We start from the raw sequence: 15,191 nt of genomic DNA on the forward strand, positions 1-15,191 counted from the left end.
GGCCTTTCTCGCCTCCGACGCCGCGAGCTGGATCACCGGCGAGACCCTCGTCGTCGACGGCGGCGCGATGCTCGGCACCGCCGCCGCAGCGGAGGCCGGCGTCGCCGTCGCCCCGTGAGCGCACCCCGCACACCGAACTCGATGGAAAGGTAATCCCATGAAGGCCTGGCGAATTCACGAAGTGGGCGAGCCCAAGGAAGCGCTGCAACTCGTCGACGTCCCCGATCCGGAGGCAGGCCCCGGACGGCTCGTGGTGCGCGTCGCCGCGACGCCGGCCAACTTCCCCGACGTGCTGCTGTGCCGCGGGCAGTACCAGATGAAGCCGGAACTGCCCTTCACCCCCGGCGTCGAACTGGCCGGGACGGTCGTCGCGGTCGGCGAGGGCGTCACCCGCTTCGCCGTCGGCGACCGGATCATCGGCAATCCCGAGTTCCCCTTCGGCGGTTTCGCCGAGCTCGCCGTGGTTCCGGAGGAGGACGCCTACCGCGCCCCGGCGTCCCTCGACGACGCCGAAGCGTCGGCGTTGTCGATCGGATACCAGACGTCGTGGTTCGCCCTGCACCGGCGCACCCAGCTGCGGGCCGGGGAGACCCTGCTCGTGCACGCCGCGGCCGGCGGCGTCGGCAGTGCCGCAGTGCAACTCGGCAAGGCCGCCGGCGCCACCGTCATCGGTGTCGTCGGCGGCGCCGAGAAGGCCGACTACTGCCGGGCCCTCGGCGCCGACGTCGTCGTCGACCGGCACCGCGAAGACTTCGTCGACGTCGTCAAGGACGTCACCGCGGGTCGCGGTGCGGACGTGGTCTACGACCCGGTCGGCGGCGACTCGTACAGCCGCTCCACCAAGTGCATCGCGTTCGAGGGCCGCATCCTGGTGATCGGGTTCGCCGGTGGCACCATCCCGCAACCGGCGCTGAACCACGCGCTCATCAAGAACTACTCGATCATCGGCCTGCACTGGGGCCTGTACCGGCAGTACAACCGTGCCGCGATCGAGGCCTGCCACGAGGAACTGTGCCGCCTCGCCGACGACGGCGCCATCCGGCCCCTGATCAGCGAGCGACTCTCCCTCGACGACGTCGCCGACGGCGTGGCCCGCCTCGGCGACGGGCACACCGTGGGCCGGCTCGTCTTCCAGCCGTGACCGGCCGCATCCGGACGGGCTACTTCGGGATCACCTGCGTCGCACCGTCGACATAGGTGATGGTGCCCATCTCGAACTCGCTCTCGAGCCCGTTCGGGATGGGCCGCTCGTCGCTGATGGGGAATCCGAGTTCGCCACCCGCACCGCCCTGGGCCTCCCAGGCGGTGCGGATCTCGCCCCACACCACGTGCGCGTCGGTGTCGGGGCTCCAGGCGACGATGCCGCCCTCGAACTCCGCGACGTAGCCGTCGCCGACATCCTGCTGATCCGCGGTCGGTGCGCCCAGCGGGCTGTCGGCACCGCCGATCTCGTTGTACTTCGCCAGAATCGGCCCGCTGATGGTGTACTCGCCGCCGCCCGCACCCGGCAGGGTCGTCGTCTCCTCGACGGAGGCGCCCGGCTCCGTGTTCTCGGCCCCGGTGGCGCCCTCGACCGCGGACTCCGCGGCGGACGTCGCGCGCTCGACTGCCGATTCCGCCGCGCTGGTCACGCCGGCCACGGCGTCCTCGGCGCTGGTGCCGTCGTCGCTGCTGCAGCCGGCCAGGACCAGTCCCGCGGCAGCGGCGGCCGCGGCCACGGTGGCGGTGCGACGGGCTCGTCTGTTCATGGCATCCTCCTCGGAGATCGGGCACCGGTGTCTCGACGCTAGCGAGTGGCCCCGGGCCCCGGGCGGTTTCCGTCCGGACCTGCCCGCGGCCCTGCGCCGCACGCCGGCGTCGGCGCTGGTCGTCGCGGTGACCCCGGCCCCGCGCCCGGACGTCACGGTTGCACAACGATCGTCGTTGCGGGGCCCGAGGCTTCGAGAGTCTTCCGCGCACCGAGCCGGGGGCATACCATGCGACGGACGAGAAAGGCCGTGACATGCGCGCACCCCGTCGTCGCCGGATCGGCGCCGCCCTCGCCCTCGTGGCGATCCTGTCGGCTGCCTGCGTCTCGGTCGACACCGCCGACTCTCCGGCGTCCTCGGCGCCGGCCTCGCCGGAAGCCCAGTCCCTCTCTCCCCCGCAGGTCGCAGGCATCGACATCCCGGACGGACAGGTCGACGACGCTGTCGCTCGCCTCGACGACCTCGCCCGGGAGCTGATGGATCGGACCGGCATTCCCGGAATGGCGGTGGCGGTCGTGCACCGCGGTGAGATCGTGTACGCGGAGGGGTTCGGGGTGCGCGAGGCCGGCCGCGACGGTGCGGTGGACGCCGACACCGTCTTCCAACTGGCCTCGATGTCCAAGCCGCTCGGCGCCACCGTCGTCGCCCGCCAGGTCGGCGAGGGCGTGATCGGCTGGGACACTCCGGTGGTCGAACGCCTGCCGGGGTTCGCGCTCGCGGACCCGTACGTGACCAGCCGGGTGACCGTCGGCGATCTCTACGCCCATCGTTCCGGACTTCCCGACCACGCCGGCGACGAACTCGAGGACCTCGGTTTCGACCGCGAGCAGGTGTTCGACCGGTTCCGCCTGCTGCCGCTCGGGCCGTTCCGTGATTCGTACGAGTACACCAACTTCGGGCTCACCGCCGCGGCACGGGCGGTCGCCGACGCGTCCGGCGCCGAGTGGGCGGACCTGTCGCAGCGGGCGTTGTACGAGCCTCTCGGAATGACTTCCACCAGTTCCCGATTCGAGGACTACGAGGCCCGGCCCAATCGGGCCGTCGGCCATCAGCTCGTCGACGGCGACTACGTCGCGCGCGCCGTCCGCGATCCCGACGCGCAGTCCCCGGCCGGCGGGGTGAGCGCCTCGGTCACCGATGTCGCGCGGTGGCTGACGATGCTGCTCGGCGACGGCGAGTACCAGGGCCGCCGCATCGTCGACGCGGACGCCCTGCTCCCGGCGGTGTCCCCGCAGGCCGTGGCGAGCCCGCCGGGCACCGTCGACAGCCGGGCGGGGTTCTACGGGTACGGGTTCAACGTGGGCACGAGCCCCGCCGGGCGCGTGACGCTGAGCCACTCCGGGGCGTTCGCGCTGGGCGCCGCGACCGCGTTCACCGCGATCCCGTCGGCGGACGTCGCGATCGTCGCGCTCACCAACGCCGCCCCGATCGGGGTGCCGGAAACCCTCGCCGCCGAGTTCACCGATCTCGTGCAGTTCGGGGAGATCCGGGAGGACTGGACCGACCTGTACGAGCAGCGCTTCGCCACGTTCGACGACCCGAAGGGCTCGCTCGTCGGGCGCACCGCCCCGACGAACCCCACCCCCGCCCGTCCGCTCGGGCAGTACACCGGCGCCTACACCAGCGAGTACTACGGTCCCGCGCGGATCGACGAACGCGAGGGCGCCCTGGTGCTCACCATCGGTCCCGCCGAACAGACCTACCGGCTCGACCACTGGGACGGCGACGTGTTCACCTTCCCGATCGAGGGCGGTGAGAACGCCCCGGACGGGACGGTCTCCACCGCCACCTTCACCCCGGACGGCGTCACGTTCGAATACTGGAACGAGAACGGCCTGGGAACCTTCACCCGAACAGGAGCGTCATGACCGCACCCGAAACCGTCGCGGACGAGAAGTCCGTCGCCGTCGTCCGCGAATTCCTCGACGCGATGGTCGCCGAGGACATGGAACGAGCCACCGCCCTCCTCGACCCGGACATCGCCTGGCACAACACGTCGCTGCCGACCGTGCGGGGCCTGCCCCGGGTGCGGCGCATCCTCGAGGGCCTGCGCCGGCCGTCGCTGGGCTTCGACGTCGTCGTCCACCACATCGCCGCGACCGGAAACGTGGTGCTCACCGAGCGCACCGACGTCATGCGCGTCGGCCCGGTGTCCGTCCGGTTCTGGGTGTGCGGCACCTTCGAGCTGCGCGACGGGAAGATCACGGTGTGGGACGACCACTACAACGTCGGCACACTCGTCGGCGCCACGGGTGCCGGCGTCCTCCGGGCGGTGCTGCGCCGGTCGTAGAATCTCCCCGGCCGTCGAACCGTTCGACGGCGACGACGCAGGGAGCACGACGATGACCGACGCCGACCGGACGCCCGCGTTCGAGGCCGGAGTCCGGGTCCGCAGCGAGGTGATGGGCGCCGACTTCGTCGAGCGAGCCTTCGACCGCGCCCGCGGCACCGACGCCGAGGAGATGCAGGAGTTCGTCACCGAGCACGTATGGGGCTCGGTGTGGACCCGGCCGGGACTCGACCGTCGCAGCCGCAGCCTGCTCAACCTCGGCATGCTGATCGCGCTGCGCGCGGAGAACGAGCTGCGCGGGCACGTGCGCGGCGCCCTGCGGAACGGATTGACCCGCACCGAGATCGTCGAGGCGGTCATCCACGCGGGCGCCTACTGCGGCGCCCCGGCCGGCCTGGCCGCGATGCGCGTCGTCCAGGAAGTCCTCGAGGCCGAACTCGGTCCGCGCCCCGAGCAGGACTGACCCGCCGCCGCGGTGTGAACGGCGTTGGTGGTGGGCCGAATGTCACATTGCGTCGATGACATCGACGCAATGTGACATTCGGTCACCACCGGGCAGCCGGCCTCAGGCGCCGGGTGCGAACTCCTCGAGCATCTCCGTCACGAGCGCCGCGATCGGCGAACGCTCACTGCGGGTCAAGGTGACATGCGCGAAAAGCGGGTGCCCCTTGAGCTTCTCGATCACCGCAGCGACGCCGTCGTAGCGGCCCACCCTGAGGTTGTCGCGCTGGGCGACGTCGTGGGTGAGCACCACCCGTGACCCGGCGCCGAGGCGGGAGAGCACGGTGAGCAGCACGTTGCGCTCGAGGGACTGCGCCTCGTCGACGATCACGAACGAGTCGTGCAGCGACCGGCCCCGGATATGGGTCAGCGGAAGCACTTCGAGCATGCCCCGGCTGATGACCTCGTCCATCACCTCCGGGCTCGCAAGGCCGTCGAGGGTGTCGAACACGGCCTGCGCCCACGGCCCCATCTTCTCGCTCTCGCTGCCGGGGAGATAGCCGAGTTCCTGTCCTCCGACGGCGTACAGCGGCCGGAACACCACGACCTTGCGCTGGGTGCGCCGCTCCAGCACGGCCTCGAGACCCGCGGTCAGGGCCAGTGCCGACTTACCCGTGCCCGCCTTACCGCCGAGCGAGACGATGCCGACGGACTCGTCGAGCAGCAGGTCCAGCGCCACCCGTTGCTCCGCGGAACGCCCGTGCAACCCGAACGCCTCCCGGTCTCCGCGCACCAGCTGCACCCGCTTGTCCGGCGTGACCCGGCCCAGCGCGCTGGACGAGCCGCCCAGCAGACGGATCCCGGTGTGGCACGGCAGATCCCTCGCGGTGTCGAGGTCGACGATGCCCTCGGCGAACAGGTCGTCGATCAGCGTCCGGTCCACCTCGAGTTCGGTCATGCCGGTCCAGCCCGACGTCACCACGTCCTGGGCATGGTACTCGTCGGCGCTGAGCCCGACGGCGCCGGCCTTGACCCGGAGCGGGATGTCCTTGCTGACCAGCACCACGTCGTGCCCGTCGCCGGCGAGGTTCAGCGCGCACGCCAGGATCCGGGAATCGTTGGTCTCGGTGCGGAATCCGGCCGGCAGCACCTGCGGGTCGGTGTGGTTGAGCTCGACGTGCAGGGTGCCTCCCGCGTCCCCGATGGGAATGGGCTGATCGAGCCGCCCGTGCTGCAGGCGCAGGTCGTCGAGCAGCCGCAACGATTCCCTCGCGAACCAACCCAGTTCGTGATGGTGCCGCTTGCCTTCGAGTTCGCCGATCACGACGAGGGGTAGCACCACTTCGTGCTCGGCGAAGCGGGTCACCGCCCACGGATCGGAGAGCAACACGGAGGTGTCCAGCACGTAGGTGCGCACATCGGGTTTCTTCGCCGGGGTCCGGCCGGAGCGGCGGGCGGGGACGGAGCGTGTTGCAGTCACGTGAGGCTCCTAGGCCTGTGTAGCACCACACAGACTTCGTTCGATGGGCCGGTCGAACCTGGTGTCCACGAGGGACACGAGGGCCGGGTGCCGGCCCCTCGCTCTGTCTGTCACAGTCACGATCAGGACCTCCCGCGTAGCCGGCAACTGCGCCGTCTACACCCCCGACGCTAACGCCGACACGCCCCGTTCGCTCGACGAGCGAAGAGGCGTGTCGGTGAAGATTGGGTAAACGTGGCAATCCCGGCACGTGCCGGGCGCCGCGCCTAGATCAGTTTCCAGTCCTCGAGACCCTGGTACAGCGGCGCGGCGGCGGCGAGCGCGCTCACCCGGCCGCGCAGCGCCGCGGCGTCGGATGCACCCGTCAGTGCGGCCGCGATGATGTCGGCGACCTCGGTGAACTGCTCGTCCCCGAAGCCGCGGGTGGCCAGCGCCGGGGTGCCGATGCGCAGGCCGGAGGTGACCATCGGGGGACGCGGGTCGAACGGCACCGCGTTGCGGTTGACCGTGATGCCGATCTCGTGCAGCAGGTCCTCGCCCTGCTGGCCGTCGAGCTGCGAATTACGCAGGTCGACGAGGACGAGGTGCACATCGGTGCCGCCGGTCAGCACGGTGATGCCCTTGTCGGTGACGTCGGACTGCATCAGCCGCTCGGCGAGGATCTGCGCGCCGGAGACGGTCCGGCGCTGCCGGTCCTTGAACTCCTCGCTCGCGGCGATCTTCAGCGCGGCGGCCTTCGCGGCGATGACGTGCATGAGCGGGCCGCCCTGCTGGCCCGGGAACACCGCGGAGTTGATCTTCTTGGCCCACTCCTGCTTTGCGAGGATCAGACCCGAGCGCGGACCGCCGAGGGTCTTGTGGACGGTGGTGGACACGACGTCCGCGTACGGCACCGGCGACGGGTGCAGCCCGGCGGCGACGAGACCGGCGAAGTGCGCCATGTCGACCCACAGGTAGGCACCGACCTCGTCGGCGATGGAGCGGAACGCCGCGAAGTCCTCGTGCCGCGGGTACGCGGACCATCCGGCGACGATGACCTTCGGCTTCTCGGCCAGCGCGATCGAGCGGACCTCGTCCATGTCGACGCGGTGGTCCTCCTTGCTGACCCCGTAGGAGGCGACGTCGTACAGCTTGCCGGAGAAGTTCAGCTTCATGCCGTGGGTCAGGTGCCCGCCGTGGGCGAGGTCGAGCCCCAGCAGCTTCTCGCCCGGGTTCATCAGCGCCATCAGCACGGCCGCATTGGCCTGCGCCCCCGAGTGGGGCTGGACGTTCGCGAACTCGGCGCCGAACAGTTCCTTGGCGCGGGTGCGGGCGAGGTCCTCGACGATGTCGACGTTCTCGCAGCCGCCGTAGTAGCGGCGTCCCGGGTATCCCTCGGCGTACTTGTTGGTGAGCACGCTGCCCTGCGCCTGGAGCACCGCGCGCGGCACGAAGTTCTCCGACGCGATCATCTCGAGCGTGTCACGCTGGCGCGACAGCTCGCCGGCCATGGCCTGCGCCAGCTCGGGGTCGAGATCTGCGAGCGAGGCGGTGTTGACGTCGGTGCCGGGCACAACGGTCATCGAGGTTTCTCCAAGCTGGGGACGGCGGGAATTCACCTACCAGTCTACGAACCCGACCCCCGGTCCAGGAACCCGGTCCCCTCGGGCGACGGCGCAGGTCATGACTGCTCGCACCGCAGGACGCCGGGCACCAGGGGTTCGTCGAGCAGGCGACGGAACCGTTCGACGCGTTCCGGGCCCGCCGGGGCCTGCGCCAGCCAGCCGCCGAGCAGGCGGTACCCCTCGACGTAGGTGCTGATGTAGGCGCGCCACAACGGCGACGACAGGAAGCGGAGCGACTGCCGGGCCCGTTCCGGACTCGACAACGACCACCGCTGCAGGAAGGCGACGACCTCGTCGCCGGTGCGCCCCCGGTCGTGCAGGAGCAGAGCGGCGTCCTGGCGGACGCTCAGCAACCCGGCCGACGCCTCGTGCAGCTTCTCGGCGAGCTCACCGTCGAACCGCAGGCCCAGGTCGGCGTAGATGTCCTGCGCCCACCGCCCCCAGCCCGGTCCGACGATCGTCTCCAGCGCGAGGTCTGCCAGCCCCTCGGCCATGAGGCACTGCGGGGTGTTCACGACGAAGAGGGTCTGCTCGTCGTGCCCCCCGGCGACCAGTCCGGCCTCCTTGCGGCAGTGTTCGGTGTGGTGGCCGGGATAGGACTCGTGCGCGATCAGCCGCGGCAGGTGCGACATGTGCTGGTCGAGATCGGAGTTGATCGCGACGCGGGAGCGGTAGCGGCCCAGGTAGTAGTTGAACCCGGACCACGGCTTGTCGCCGACCACCTCGTACTCGACGGTTTCGGTCTCGGGTAGCGGGAACACCGCCCGGACCTTGTCGCGCAGGGCGCTCGAGAAGGCGTCGACGCACTCGGCGAGGCGGTCGGCAGGAACGACCTCGGACTTGCGGTGGGCCTGCAGCCGCTCGGCCAGCGGGCCAGTGCCGGGCAGCAGCGCGTCGATCCGCCGGTGGGCGTCGCGGTACGCGTCCTCGTCGCCCAGGCCGATACGCACGTCGAAGTAGGCCTCGACCTCCTCGACGAAGGCGATGTCCTCACCGGCGAACTTGCGGGCCGAGCAGTCGAGGGCGCGCAGGTGCACGTCGAGGAAGCGGGTGCGCTCACCCGAGAGCCCCGTCGCGGGCAGCTCGGCACGCAGCCGCCGTGCGGTGTGGGACAAGTCACGAGGGTCCGGGGCCGGCGCGTTCTCCACCCGGCGACGCAGCTCCGGGTCGCCGGTGAAGGCGTCGACGAAACCCTCCTCGAGCCGGTCGAACGCCAAGCCGAGCAGGAGGTATTCACGCACCAGCGAGTCCGGGTCCATGCCCTCGCACCCTAGTCCCCCGAACCGGCCCCCGGCCCGTCGGCGACCCCGGAAACCGGACCCCGCGCAGCGAGCGGATGTGTCAGCGAGCACAATCGGCCGATATGGACATCCTTCGCTGCGAGCCATACCCGGGGTGTGCCGCCGGGCCCGTCGAGTCGGGAGTGTGCCGGTGGCGCGTCTGAGCGAGCCGAGTCCGTACGTCGAGTTCGACCGCAAGCAGTGGCGGACGCTGCGCAAGTCGACGCCGCTGGTGCTGACCGAGGAGGAGCTGCGCGGCCTGCGGGGCCTCGGCGAGCAGATCGATCTGGCGGAGGTGGCGGAGGTGTACCTTCCGCTGGCCCGTCTGATCCATCTGCAGGTCGCCGCGCGACAGCGACTGTTCGCCGCGACCGCCACGTTCCTCGGCGAGAAGCATCCGGACCAGCAGGTGCCGTTCGTGATCGGAGTGGCCGGCTCGGTCGCGGTCGGCAAGTCGACCACGGCGCGCGTGCTGCAGGCACTGCTGGCGCGCTGGGAACACCACCCTCGGGTGGACCTGGTGACCACCGACGGCTTCCTGTACTCGTCCCGGGAGCTGATGCGACGGAACATCATGCATCGCAAGGGGTTTCCGGAGAGTTACGATCGGCGCAAACTGCTCCGGTTCGTCACCGAGGTCAAGTCCGGCGCCGCGGAGGTGGCGGCCCCGGTGTACTCGCACATCTCCTACGACATCATCCCGGGCCAGTATCACGTGGTGCGGCAACCGGACATCCTCATCATCGAGGGCCTGAACGTCCTGCAGACCGGTCCGCGGCTGATGGTGTCGGACCTGTTCGACTTCTCGATCTACGTCGACGCCCGCCTCGAGGACATCGAGAAATGGTATGTGGAGCGGTTTCTCGCGCTCCGCAAGACGGCATTCTCCGATCCCGAGGCGCATTTCCACCACTACGCGAACCTGTCGGACCGCGACGCCGTGGGCGCCGCGAAGGAGATCTGGCACTCGATCAACCGGCCGAACCTGGTGGAGAACATCCTGCCGACGCGGCCGCGCGCAACGCTGGTCCTGCGCAAGGACTCCGACCATTCGATCAACCGTCTGCGCCTGCGCAAGCTGTAGGCGGCTTCGCCGCCGGTGCGTCCTTTGGGCTGCGGGGACAGCCCAAAGGACGCACCGGCGGTTAGGCGCCGAAGCGGCGGTGCCGCGCCGCGAAGTCGCGCAGCGCGCGCAGGAAGTCGACGCGCCGGAACTCCGGCCAGTAGGCCTCGGTGAACCAGATCTCGGAGTACGCGCTCTGCCACAGCAGGAAGCCCGAGAGCCGTTGCTCGCCGGAGGTCCGGATGACCAGGTCGGGGTCGGGCTGCCCCGAGGTGTAGAGATGATCGCTGATGGCCTCGACCGTGACGGCCTCGACCAGGCCCTCGCCGTCGAGCCCCTCACGCTGCTTGGCCCGCAGCAGGGCCTGCACGGCGTCGGCGATCTCCTGCCGGCCGCCGTAGCCGACCGCGACGTTGACGTGGGTGCCGGTCCGGCCCTGCGTGCGCTCGGCGGCCTCGCTCAGGCGCCGGCTCAGTTCGTCCGGCAGCAGGTCGAGCGTGCCGACGATCTTCACGCTCCAGTTCTGTTCCGGGCCGGAGATCTCCTCGACGACGTCGGTGATGATCTCGAGCAGCGCCTCGAGCTCCTCGGGTTCACGCTGCAGATTTTCCGTGGAGAGCAGGTAGATGGTGGCCCGCTCGATGCCGGCGGCATCGCACCAGCTCAGCAGTTCGGCGATCTTGAGTGCGCCCATCCGGTGCCCGTGACTGACGTCGGTGAACCCGTTCTCGCGGGCCCAGCGACGGTTGCCGTCGCACATCACGGCGACGTGCCGGGGGTGCTGGGCGCCGTCCAGCTTGCTCAGCAGCCGTCGTTCGTAGAGCTGGTACAGCAGGCCGCGCGCGTTCACCCCGAGATCACCACGCGGGTCACATTACGCTCACGATGTCCTCCGGGCGCGACGGCGGTCGGGTGCGTCCCTCGAACGCGGCTCCCCGCCCCCGCCCCGACACGCCGAGAAAGTTACGGAAGCGTAGGTTACTCTTCGGTACCGAAGGGAGGCCCGGCCATGACGGTATTCGGGATCGACGAACTGCCCGTGAAGCCGCGGATGCGCGGCTGGATCCATCTGTGGGCGTTCGGCGTGGCCGTGGTGGCCGGCGCCGTGCTGGTGGTCCTGTCGCAGACCGTGGCCGATCCGCCCGCGGGCTGGTCGACGGTGATCTACAGCCTCACCGTGTGCGGGGTGTTCGGCGTGAGCGCCCTCTACCACCGGGTCCACTGGCACGACCCGCGGGCGCGCACGTGGATGAAACGCGCGGACCATTCGATGATCTTCCTGTTCATCGCCGGCAGCTACACCCCCTTCGCGACGCTGGCGCTGCCCCCGGACACCGGCCGCACGCTGCTGACGGTGGTGTGGACCGGGGCCCTCGCCGGCGTGGCCCTGAAGATGCTCTGGCCCACCGCGCCCCGCTGGGTGGGTGTCCCGCTGTACCTGTTGCTCGGCTGGGCGATCGTCCCCGTCGCCGGCCAGCTGATCGACGAGGCGGGCATCGCCGCGATGGTGCTGCTGCTGGTCGGGGGGATCCTCTACAGCATCGGCGCGATCCTCTACGCCACCAAGTGGCCCGACCCCTGGCCGCACGTCTTCGGCTACCACGAGTTCTTCCACGCGGCGACCGTGCTCGCCGCCCTCTGTCACGCCGTCGCCGTGTGGCTGGTGGTGTTCGGGTAAACCCGATCGGACGAAGATCACATCGGTGGCAGCCGCGTCGCGGATCCGTAGACTCGGCCGGGATGACTGTTCAGCGACTGGCATTCGAACTGACCGACACCAACCGGGAGTGGCTCGTCGAGCGGCCGCTGGCGATCGCGGGATACGTCCTGGCGGCGCTGATCCTGAGGTTTGTGCTGCACCGGTTCATCGACCGGATGACGAAGCCGCGACACCAGAGCAGCAAGCCCGGCCTGCTCCGCCCCTTCCAGGAGCGCGCCCCGAAGGGTCTGCCGGGGGTGCTGGTCAACGAGCGGCGCACGCAGCGCGCCGAGACGATCGGCTCGGTGCTCGAGTCCGGCGTCTCCGTCGTGCTGCTCGTCTGGTGCGTCCTGCAGATACTCGGCACCCTCGGACTCAACGTCGCACCGTTCATCGCCTCCGCCGGCATCGTCGGCGTCGCGCTCGGTTTCGGTGCGCAGAACCTGGTGCGTGACTTCATCTCCGGGATGTTCATGCTGCTCGAGGACCAGTACGGCGTCGGCGACGTCGTCGACCTGGGCGACGCGGTCGGCACCGTGGAATCGGTCGGCCTGCGGGTCACCACCGTCCGCGACATCAGCGGCACCCTCTGGTACTGCCGCAACGGCGAGATCCTGCGCGTGGGGAACATGAGCCAGGGTTACGCCGTCGCCGTCGTCGACGCCCCCATCGCGCACGCCGCCAACGTGCACCGGGCGTGCGAGGTGGCGCTGCGCGCCGCGCTCGAGACCGTCGAACGCGACGACCTGGCCCGCGACATCCTCGAGCCGCCCGAGATGCTCGGCGTCAACTCCGTCACCCCCGAATCGGTGACGCTGCGGATCACCGTGCGCACCCGTGCCGGCAAGCAGTGGGCCGTGCAGCGCGCGATCGCCCGCGCCGTGCTCGAGGCGTTCGACGACAACAGCATCGATGCCCCGCTGCCGGCACTGCTGACCTCGTCCCGCGCCGGCTGAGACCCGGATCGCTCAGGCCGAGAGCGCCGCGCGCAGTTCGGCCGCCGTCGTGACGGGCCGGTCGCACACGTATCCGCGGCACACGTACGCCGCCGGACGTCCGTCGACCAGCGGTCGGTCGGCCAGCAACGGTGACGAGTCCGGATCCCCGCCGACCACGACGGCGCCGCCGGGAGCTGCCTGCCGCGCGACGGCGAGCAGTTCGCCGCCGCCGACCGCCGCCACCTGGACGGGTCCGCGCACCGCCGCCTCGGCGACGGCCAGCCAGTGCCCGGCCGAACGCGGCGCCCGTTCGAGCAGCACCACCGCGGACCGCAGCGACGCGTCCGCCGCATCCGTGTACCGCGGGTCCTCGGGCACGACCGCGGCGAGGGTGAGCAGGGCTTCGCAGATCAGCGCCGCCCCCGACGGGGTGGCGCTGTCGATCGGATCCCGCGGCCGCGCCACCAGGGTTTCGGCATCGTCGGCGGTGTCGAACCAACTACCGGGCCGTGCCGGATCCTGGAAATGGGTCAGCGCCACGTCGGCGAGCTCCCGGGCCGGGCTCAGCCACGCGGCGTCACCCGTCGCCTGGTACACCGCGAGCAGGGCGGTGACGAGGGCGCCGTAGTCCTCGAGCACACCCGCCGGGGCACCGACCGTGCCGCCGAGGGAGGCCCGTCGCAGCCGTCCGTCCACCACGTGCAGGTCGAGCAGTGCCCGCGCGCAGTCGACGGCCGCCTCGACCCAGTCGGCCCGACCGGACGCGGCGCCGGCCTCGGCCAGCGCGGTGATCGCGAAACCGTTCCACGCCGTGACGACCTTGTCGTCGCGGCCGGGTTGCGGACGCTGCAGCCGGGCGGCGAACAGCTCGGCCCGCACCCGCTCGTAGCGTTCGGCATCGTCCGGCTCGGCGAGCAGCTGCAGCACCGACGAGCCGTGTTCGAAGGTGCCGGCGCCGGTCACGGTGAACAGCTCGGCCGCCCACTGCGCGTCGTCGTCACCGAGGACCTCGGCCAGCTGCGCGGGTGTCCACACGTAGGTCAGGCCCTCGACCCCGTCGGTGTCGGCGTCGAGCGCCGAGGCGAAGCATCGTCCGGCGGTGCGCAGGTCCCGCAGCAGGAACTCGACGGTCTCCTCGGTGACCCGTCGCACCCAGGGCGCCGACGTCCGTCGCGCGAGGTGCGCGTACATCCGCAGCAGCAGCGCGTTGTCGTAGAGCATCTTCTCGAAGTGCGGAACCACCCACCCGGCGTCGACGCTGTAGCGGGCGAAACCGCCGGCCAGCTGGTCGTAGATGCCGCCGCGCGCCATCGCCTCGGCCGTCCGTTCGACGAGGGAGAGCACGGCCGGGTTCCCGCTGCGCTCGTATCCGCGCAGCAGGCCCTCGAGCAGCGCGGACGGCGGAAACTTCGGGGCGCCCCCGAACCCGCCGTGCACCGCGTCCTCGTCGGCGGCGACGGCGCCGTCGGCGGCGTCGAGCAGGGCGGCGTCCACCGGCCGCTCGCCGGGCGCGAGCCCGCCGCTGCCGCGGCGCAGTTCCGAGACGATCGCCACGGCGGAGCGGTGCACGTCCGCGCGACGGTTGCGCCAGGTGTCGGAGATCGCCTCGAGCAGTTGGGTGAACGACGGCATGCCGCCGCGCGGCATCTTCGGGTAGTAGGTGCCGCAGTAGAACGGAGCGCCGTCCGGGGTGAGGAAGCACGTCATCGGCCAGCCGCCCTGCCCGGTCATCGCGACGGTGGCGTTCATGTAGATCGCGTCGATGTCCGGGCGTTCCTCCCGGTCGACCTTGATGCACACGAAGTGCTCGTTCATCGACGCGGCGGTGGCCTCGTCCTCGAACGACTCGTGCGCCATCACGTGGCACCAGTGGCACGCCGCGTACCCCACGGAGAGCAGGACCGGCACGTCCCGCTCGCGGGCCCAGCTCAGCGCCTCCTCGCCCCACTGGTGCCAGTGCACCGGATTGCCGGCGTGCTGCCGCAGGTAGGGGCTGGTCGCCTCGCCGAGGGTGTTCCGGTGGCGGGTGTCGGGCGCCGAGGCCTCCGGGGGTGTCACGACGCGTCCGTCAGTTCGTGGCCATCGGGGGCTGGGGGTGGTCGGGTTTGCGGCTCTCCGCGGCCCCGCGATCGGTCCCCTCGTCCGCGGCCTGGTCCGGCTCGGGGTGCTCGGGCTCGAACGTCTCCGGCAGCTTGCCGAGCCGCTTGTTCATCGAGCGGATCAGCAGGGCGGTGGCCACGAGCAGGATCACGATGAGCGCGAGACCGAGCGGCGACGCCTTGCCGAATTCGGGGCCGGTGGGGTCCTGGGCCAGGACCTCGGCCGCCAGCATGCCTACCGTCATCTCACCTGTCCGTCCTCGATGCCCGCGAACAGATCCGTTTCGGGGATCGCCGTGTGCACGCGGGTCTTGGCCAATTCGAATTCTTCCGTCGGCCACACCTTCTGCTGGATGTCCAGCGGCACGGCGAAGAAGGAGCCGTTGGGATCGATCTGCGTCGCGTGGGCGCGGAGCGCGTCGTCCCGCTTCGGGAAGTAGTCGCTGCAGGTGATCTGCGTGGTCACCCGCGCCATGATGTCGCCCTGCTCGGTGCGCCACCGCTTGAGCCATTCCTCCATCGGGAACGGCTCCCCCCCCCCCCCCCCCC

At 70.8% G+C, this 15,191-nt stretch carries 14 protein-coding genes and 2 pseudogenes; 8 read left to right on the plus strand and 8 right to left on the minus strand.

All coding sequences use genetic code 11. The features are described from left to right. Positions 1-118: pseudogene (locus OEY_RS30410) on the plus strand (SDR family oxidoreductase); the annotation flags it as partial. Between the two features lie 39 nt (positions 119-157). Next, positions 158-1,141: an NADPH:quinone oxidoreductase family protein gene (locus OEY_RS0105300; RefSeq protein ID WP_010592873.1), complete on the plus strand. Its 984-nt coding sequence runs from the start codon at positions 158-160 to the stop codon at positions 1,139-1,141. Positions 1,142-1,160: 19 nt separating this feature from the next. On the opposite strand, the gene OEY_RS0105305 is transcribed toward OEY_RS0105300, so the two are convergent. Beyond that, positions 1,161-1,748 (minus strand): LGFP repeat-containing protein, encoded by a 588-nt coding sequence (locus OEY_RS0105305; RefSeq protein WP_010592874.1) that lies wholly within the window; start codon positions 1,746-1,748, stop codon positions 1,161-1,163. Between the two features lie 254 nt (positions 1,749-2,002). Here OEY_RS0105305 and OEY_RS0105310 point away from each other — a divergent pair, with 254 nt between their 5' ends. The 3 genes from OEY_RS0105310 to OEY_RS0105320 are packed head-to-tail and all read left to right on the plus strand — an operon-like array spanning position 2,003 to position 4,501. Then, on the plus strand, positions 2,003-3,616 hold the full coding sequence (locus OEY_RS0105310) for a serine hydrolase (RefSeq protein ID WP_010592875.1): 1,614 nt from the start codon (positions 2,003-2,005) through the stop codon (positions 3,614-3,616). Continuing rightward, complete coding sequence (locus OEY_RS0105315) at positions 3,613-4,038, plus strand: limonene-1,2-epoxide hydrolase family protein (protein WP_010592876.1); 426 nt, start codon at positions 3,613-3,615, stop codon at positions 4,036-4,038. Before OEY_RS0105310 ends, OEY_RS0105315 begins: the two co-directional genes overlap by 4 nt. Positions 4,039-4,090: 52 nt before the next feature. Then, positions 4,091-4,501, plus strand: coding sequence for a carboxymuconolactone decarboxylase family protein (locus OEY_RS0105320; protein WP_010592877.1), 411 nt, complete (start codon positions 4,091-4,093; stop codon positions 4,499-4,501). Positions 4,502-4,603: 102 nt separating this feature from the next. Here OEY_RS0105320 and OEY_RS0105325 read toward each other — a convergent pair whose 3' ends face one another. The 3 genes from OEY_RS0105325 to OEY_RS0105335 form a co-directional block, all read right to left on the minus strand. Continuing rightward, a complete protein-coding gene (locus tag OEY_RS0105325) occupies positions 4,604-5,959 on the minus strand; it encodes a PhoH family protein (protein WP_172603586.1) in 1,356 nt (451 codons plus the stop codon). Between the two features lie 266 nt (positions 5,960-6,225). Continuing rightward, entirely contained in the window at positions 6,226-7,521 is a 1,296-nt protein-coding gene (gene glyA, locus OEY_RS0105330) for a serine hydroxymethyltransferase (protein ID WP_010592879.1), read from the minus strand. 98 nt (positions 7,522-7,619) lie between these two features. Continuing rightward, positions 7,620-8,822, minus strand: coding sequence for a hypothetical protein (locus OEY_RS0105335; RefSeq protein ID WP_010592880.1), 1,203 nt, complete (start codon positions 8,820-8,822; stop codon positions 7,620-7,622). Positions 8,823-8,994: 172 nt separating this feature from the next. Here OEY_RS0105335 and coaA point away from each other — a divergent pair, with 172 nt between their 5' ends. Next, entirely contained in the window at positions 8,995-9,927 is a 933-nt protein-coding gene (coaA, locus tag OEY_RS0105340; RefSeq protein WP_003935077.1) for a type I pantothenate kinase, read from the plus strand. 61 nt (positions 9,928-9,988) lie between these two features. On the opposite strand, the gene OEY_RS0105345 is transcribed toward coaA, so the two are convergent. Further along, positions 9,989-10,756, minus strand: a complete 768-nt coding sequence (locus tag OEY_RS0105345) for an isoprenyl transferase (protein ID WP_010592881.1) — start codon at positions 10,754-10,756, stop codon at positions 9,989-9,991. A 159-nt stretch (positions 10,757-10,915) separates the two neighbouring features. On the opposite strand from OEY_RS0105345, the gene trhA reads away from it, so the two are divergent. Both trhA and OEY_RS0105355 read left to right on the plus strand, forming a co-directional pair. Further along, entirely contained in the window at positions 10,916-11,584 is a 669-nt protein-coding gene (trhA, locus tag OEY_RS0105350; RefSeq protein ID WP_010592882.1) for a PAQR family membrane homeostasis protein TrhA, read from the plus strand. 62 nt (positions 11,585-11,646) lie between these two features. After that, positions 11,647-12,561 carry a mechanosensitive ion channel family protein gene (locus OEY_RS0105355; protein WP_010592883.1) on the plus strand — a complete coding sequence of 305 codons (915 nt, stop codon included), beginning with the start codon at positions 11,647-11,649 and terminating at the stop codon, positions 12,559-12,561. A 12-nt stretch (positions 12,562-12,573) separates the two neighbouring features. Here OEY_RS0105355 and OEY_RS0105360 read toward each other — a convergent pair whose 3' ends face one another. The 3 genes and pseudogenes from OEY_RS0105360 to OEY_RS0105370 form a co-directional block, all read right to left on the minus strand. Next, complete coding sequence (locus OEY_RS0105360; protein WP_010592884.1) at positions 12,574-14,601, minus strand: thioredoxin domain-containing protein; 2,028 nt, start codon at positions 14,599-14,601, stop codon at positions 12,574-12,576. 10 nt (positions 14,602-14,611) lie between these two features. Continuing rightward, entirely contained in the window at positions 14,612-14,887 is a 276-nt protein-coding gene (locus OEY_RS0105365; protein WP_006940388.1) for a hypothetical protein, read from the minus strand. Further along, positions 14,884-15,191, minus strand: a pseudogene (locus OEY_RS0105370) (mycothiol conjugate amidase Mca); the annotation flags it as partial. The pseudogene OEY_RS0105370 and the gene OEY_RS0105365, both read right to left, overlap by 4 nt.

The sequence above is a fragment of the Rhodococcus sp. P14 genome, assembly GCF_000256505.1.
GTDB lineage: Bacteria > Actinomycetota > Actinomycetes > Mycobacteriales > Mycobacteriaceae > Rhodococcus > Rhodococcus ruber.

Bases quoted from the DNA above. Each gene is read 5' to 3' on its own strand.
- glyA (WP_010592879.1), bottom strand. From the start codon at position 7,521: ATGACCGTTGTGCCCGGCACCGACGTCAACACCGCCTCGCTCGCAGAT.
- OEY_RS0105335 (WP_010592880.1), bottom strand. From the start codon at position 8,822: ATGGACCCGGACTCGCTGGTGCGTGAATACCTCCTGCTCGGCTTGGCG.
- OEY_RS0105300 (WP_010592873.1), top strand. From the start codon at position 158: ATGAAGGCCTGGCGAATTCACGAAGTGGGCGAGCCCAAGGAAGCGCTG.
- OEY_RS0105305 (WP_010592874.1), bottom strand. From the start codon at position 1,748: ATGAACAGACGAGCCCGTCGCACCGCCACCGTGGCCGCGGCCGCCGCT.
- OEY_RS0105320 (WP_010592877.1), top strand. From the start codon at position 4,091: ATGACCGACGCCGACCGGACGCCCGCGTTCGAGGCCGGAGTCCGGGTC.
- OEY_RS0105365 (WP_006940388.1), bottom strand. From the start codon at position 14,887: ATGACGGTAGGCATGCTGGCGGCCGAGGTCCTGGCCCAGGACCCCACC.
- trhA (WP_010592882.1), top strand. From the start codon at position 10,916: ATGACGGTATTCGGGATCGACGAACTGCCCGTGAAGCCGCGGATGCGC.
- OEY_RS0105355 (WP_010592883.1), top strand. From the start codon at position 11,647: ATGACTGTTCAGCGACTGGCATTCGAACTGACCGACACCAACCGGGAG.
- OEY_RS0105315 (WP_010592876.1), top strand. From the start codon at position 3,613: ATGACCGCACCCGAAACCGTCGCGGACGAGAAGTCCGTCGCCGTCGTC.
- OEY_RS0105310 (WP_010592875.1), top strand. From the start codon at position 2,003: ATGCGCGCACCCCGTCGTCGCCGGATCGGCGCCGCCCTCGCCCTCGTG.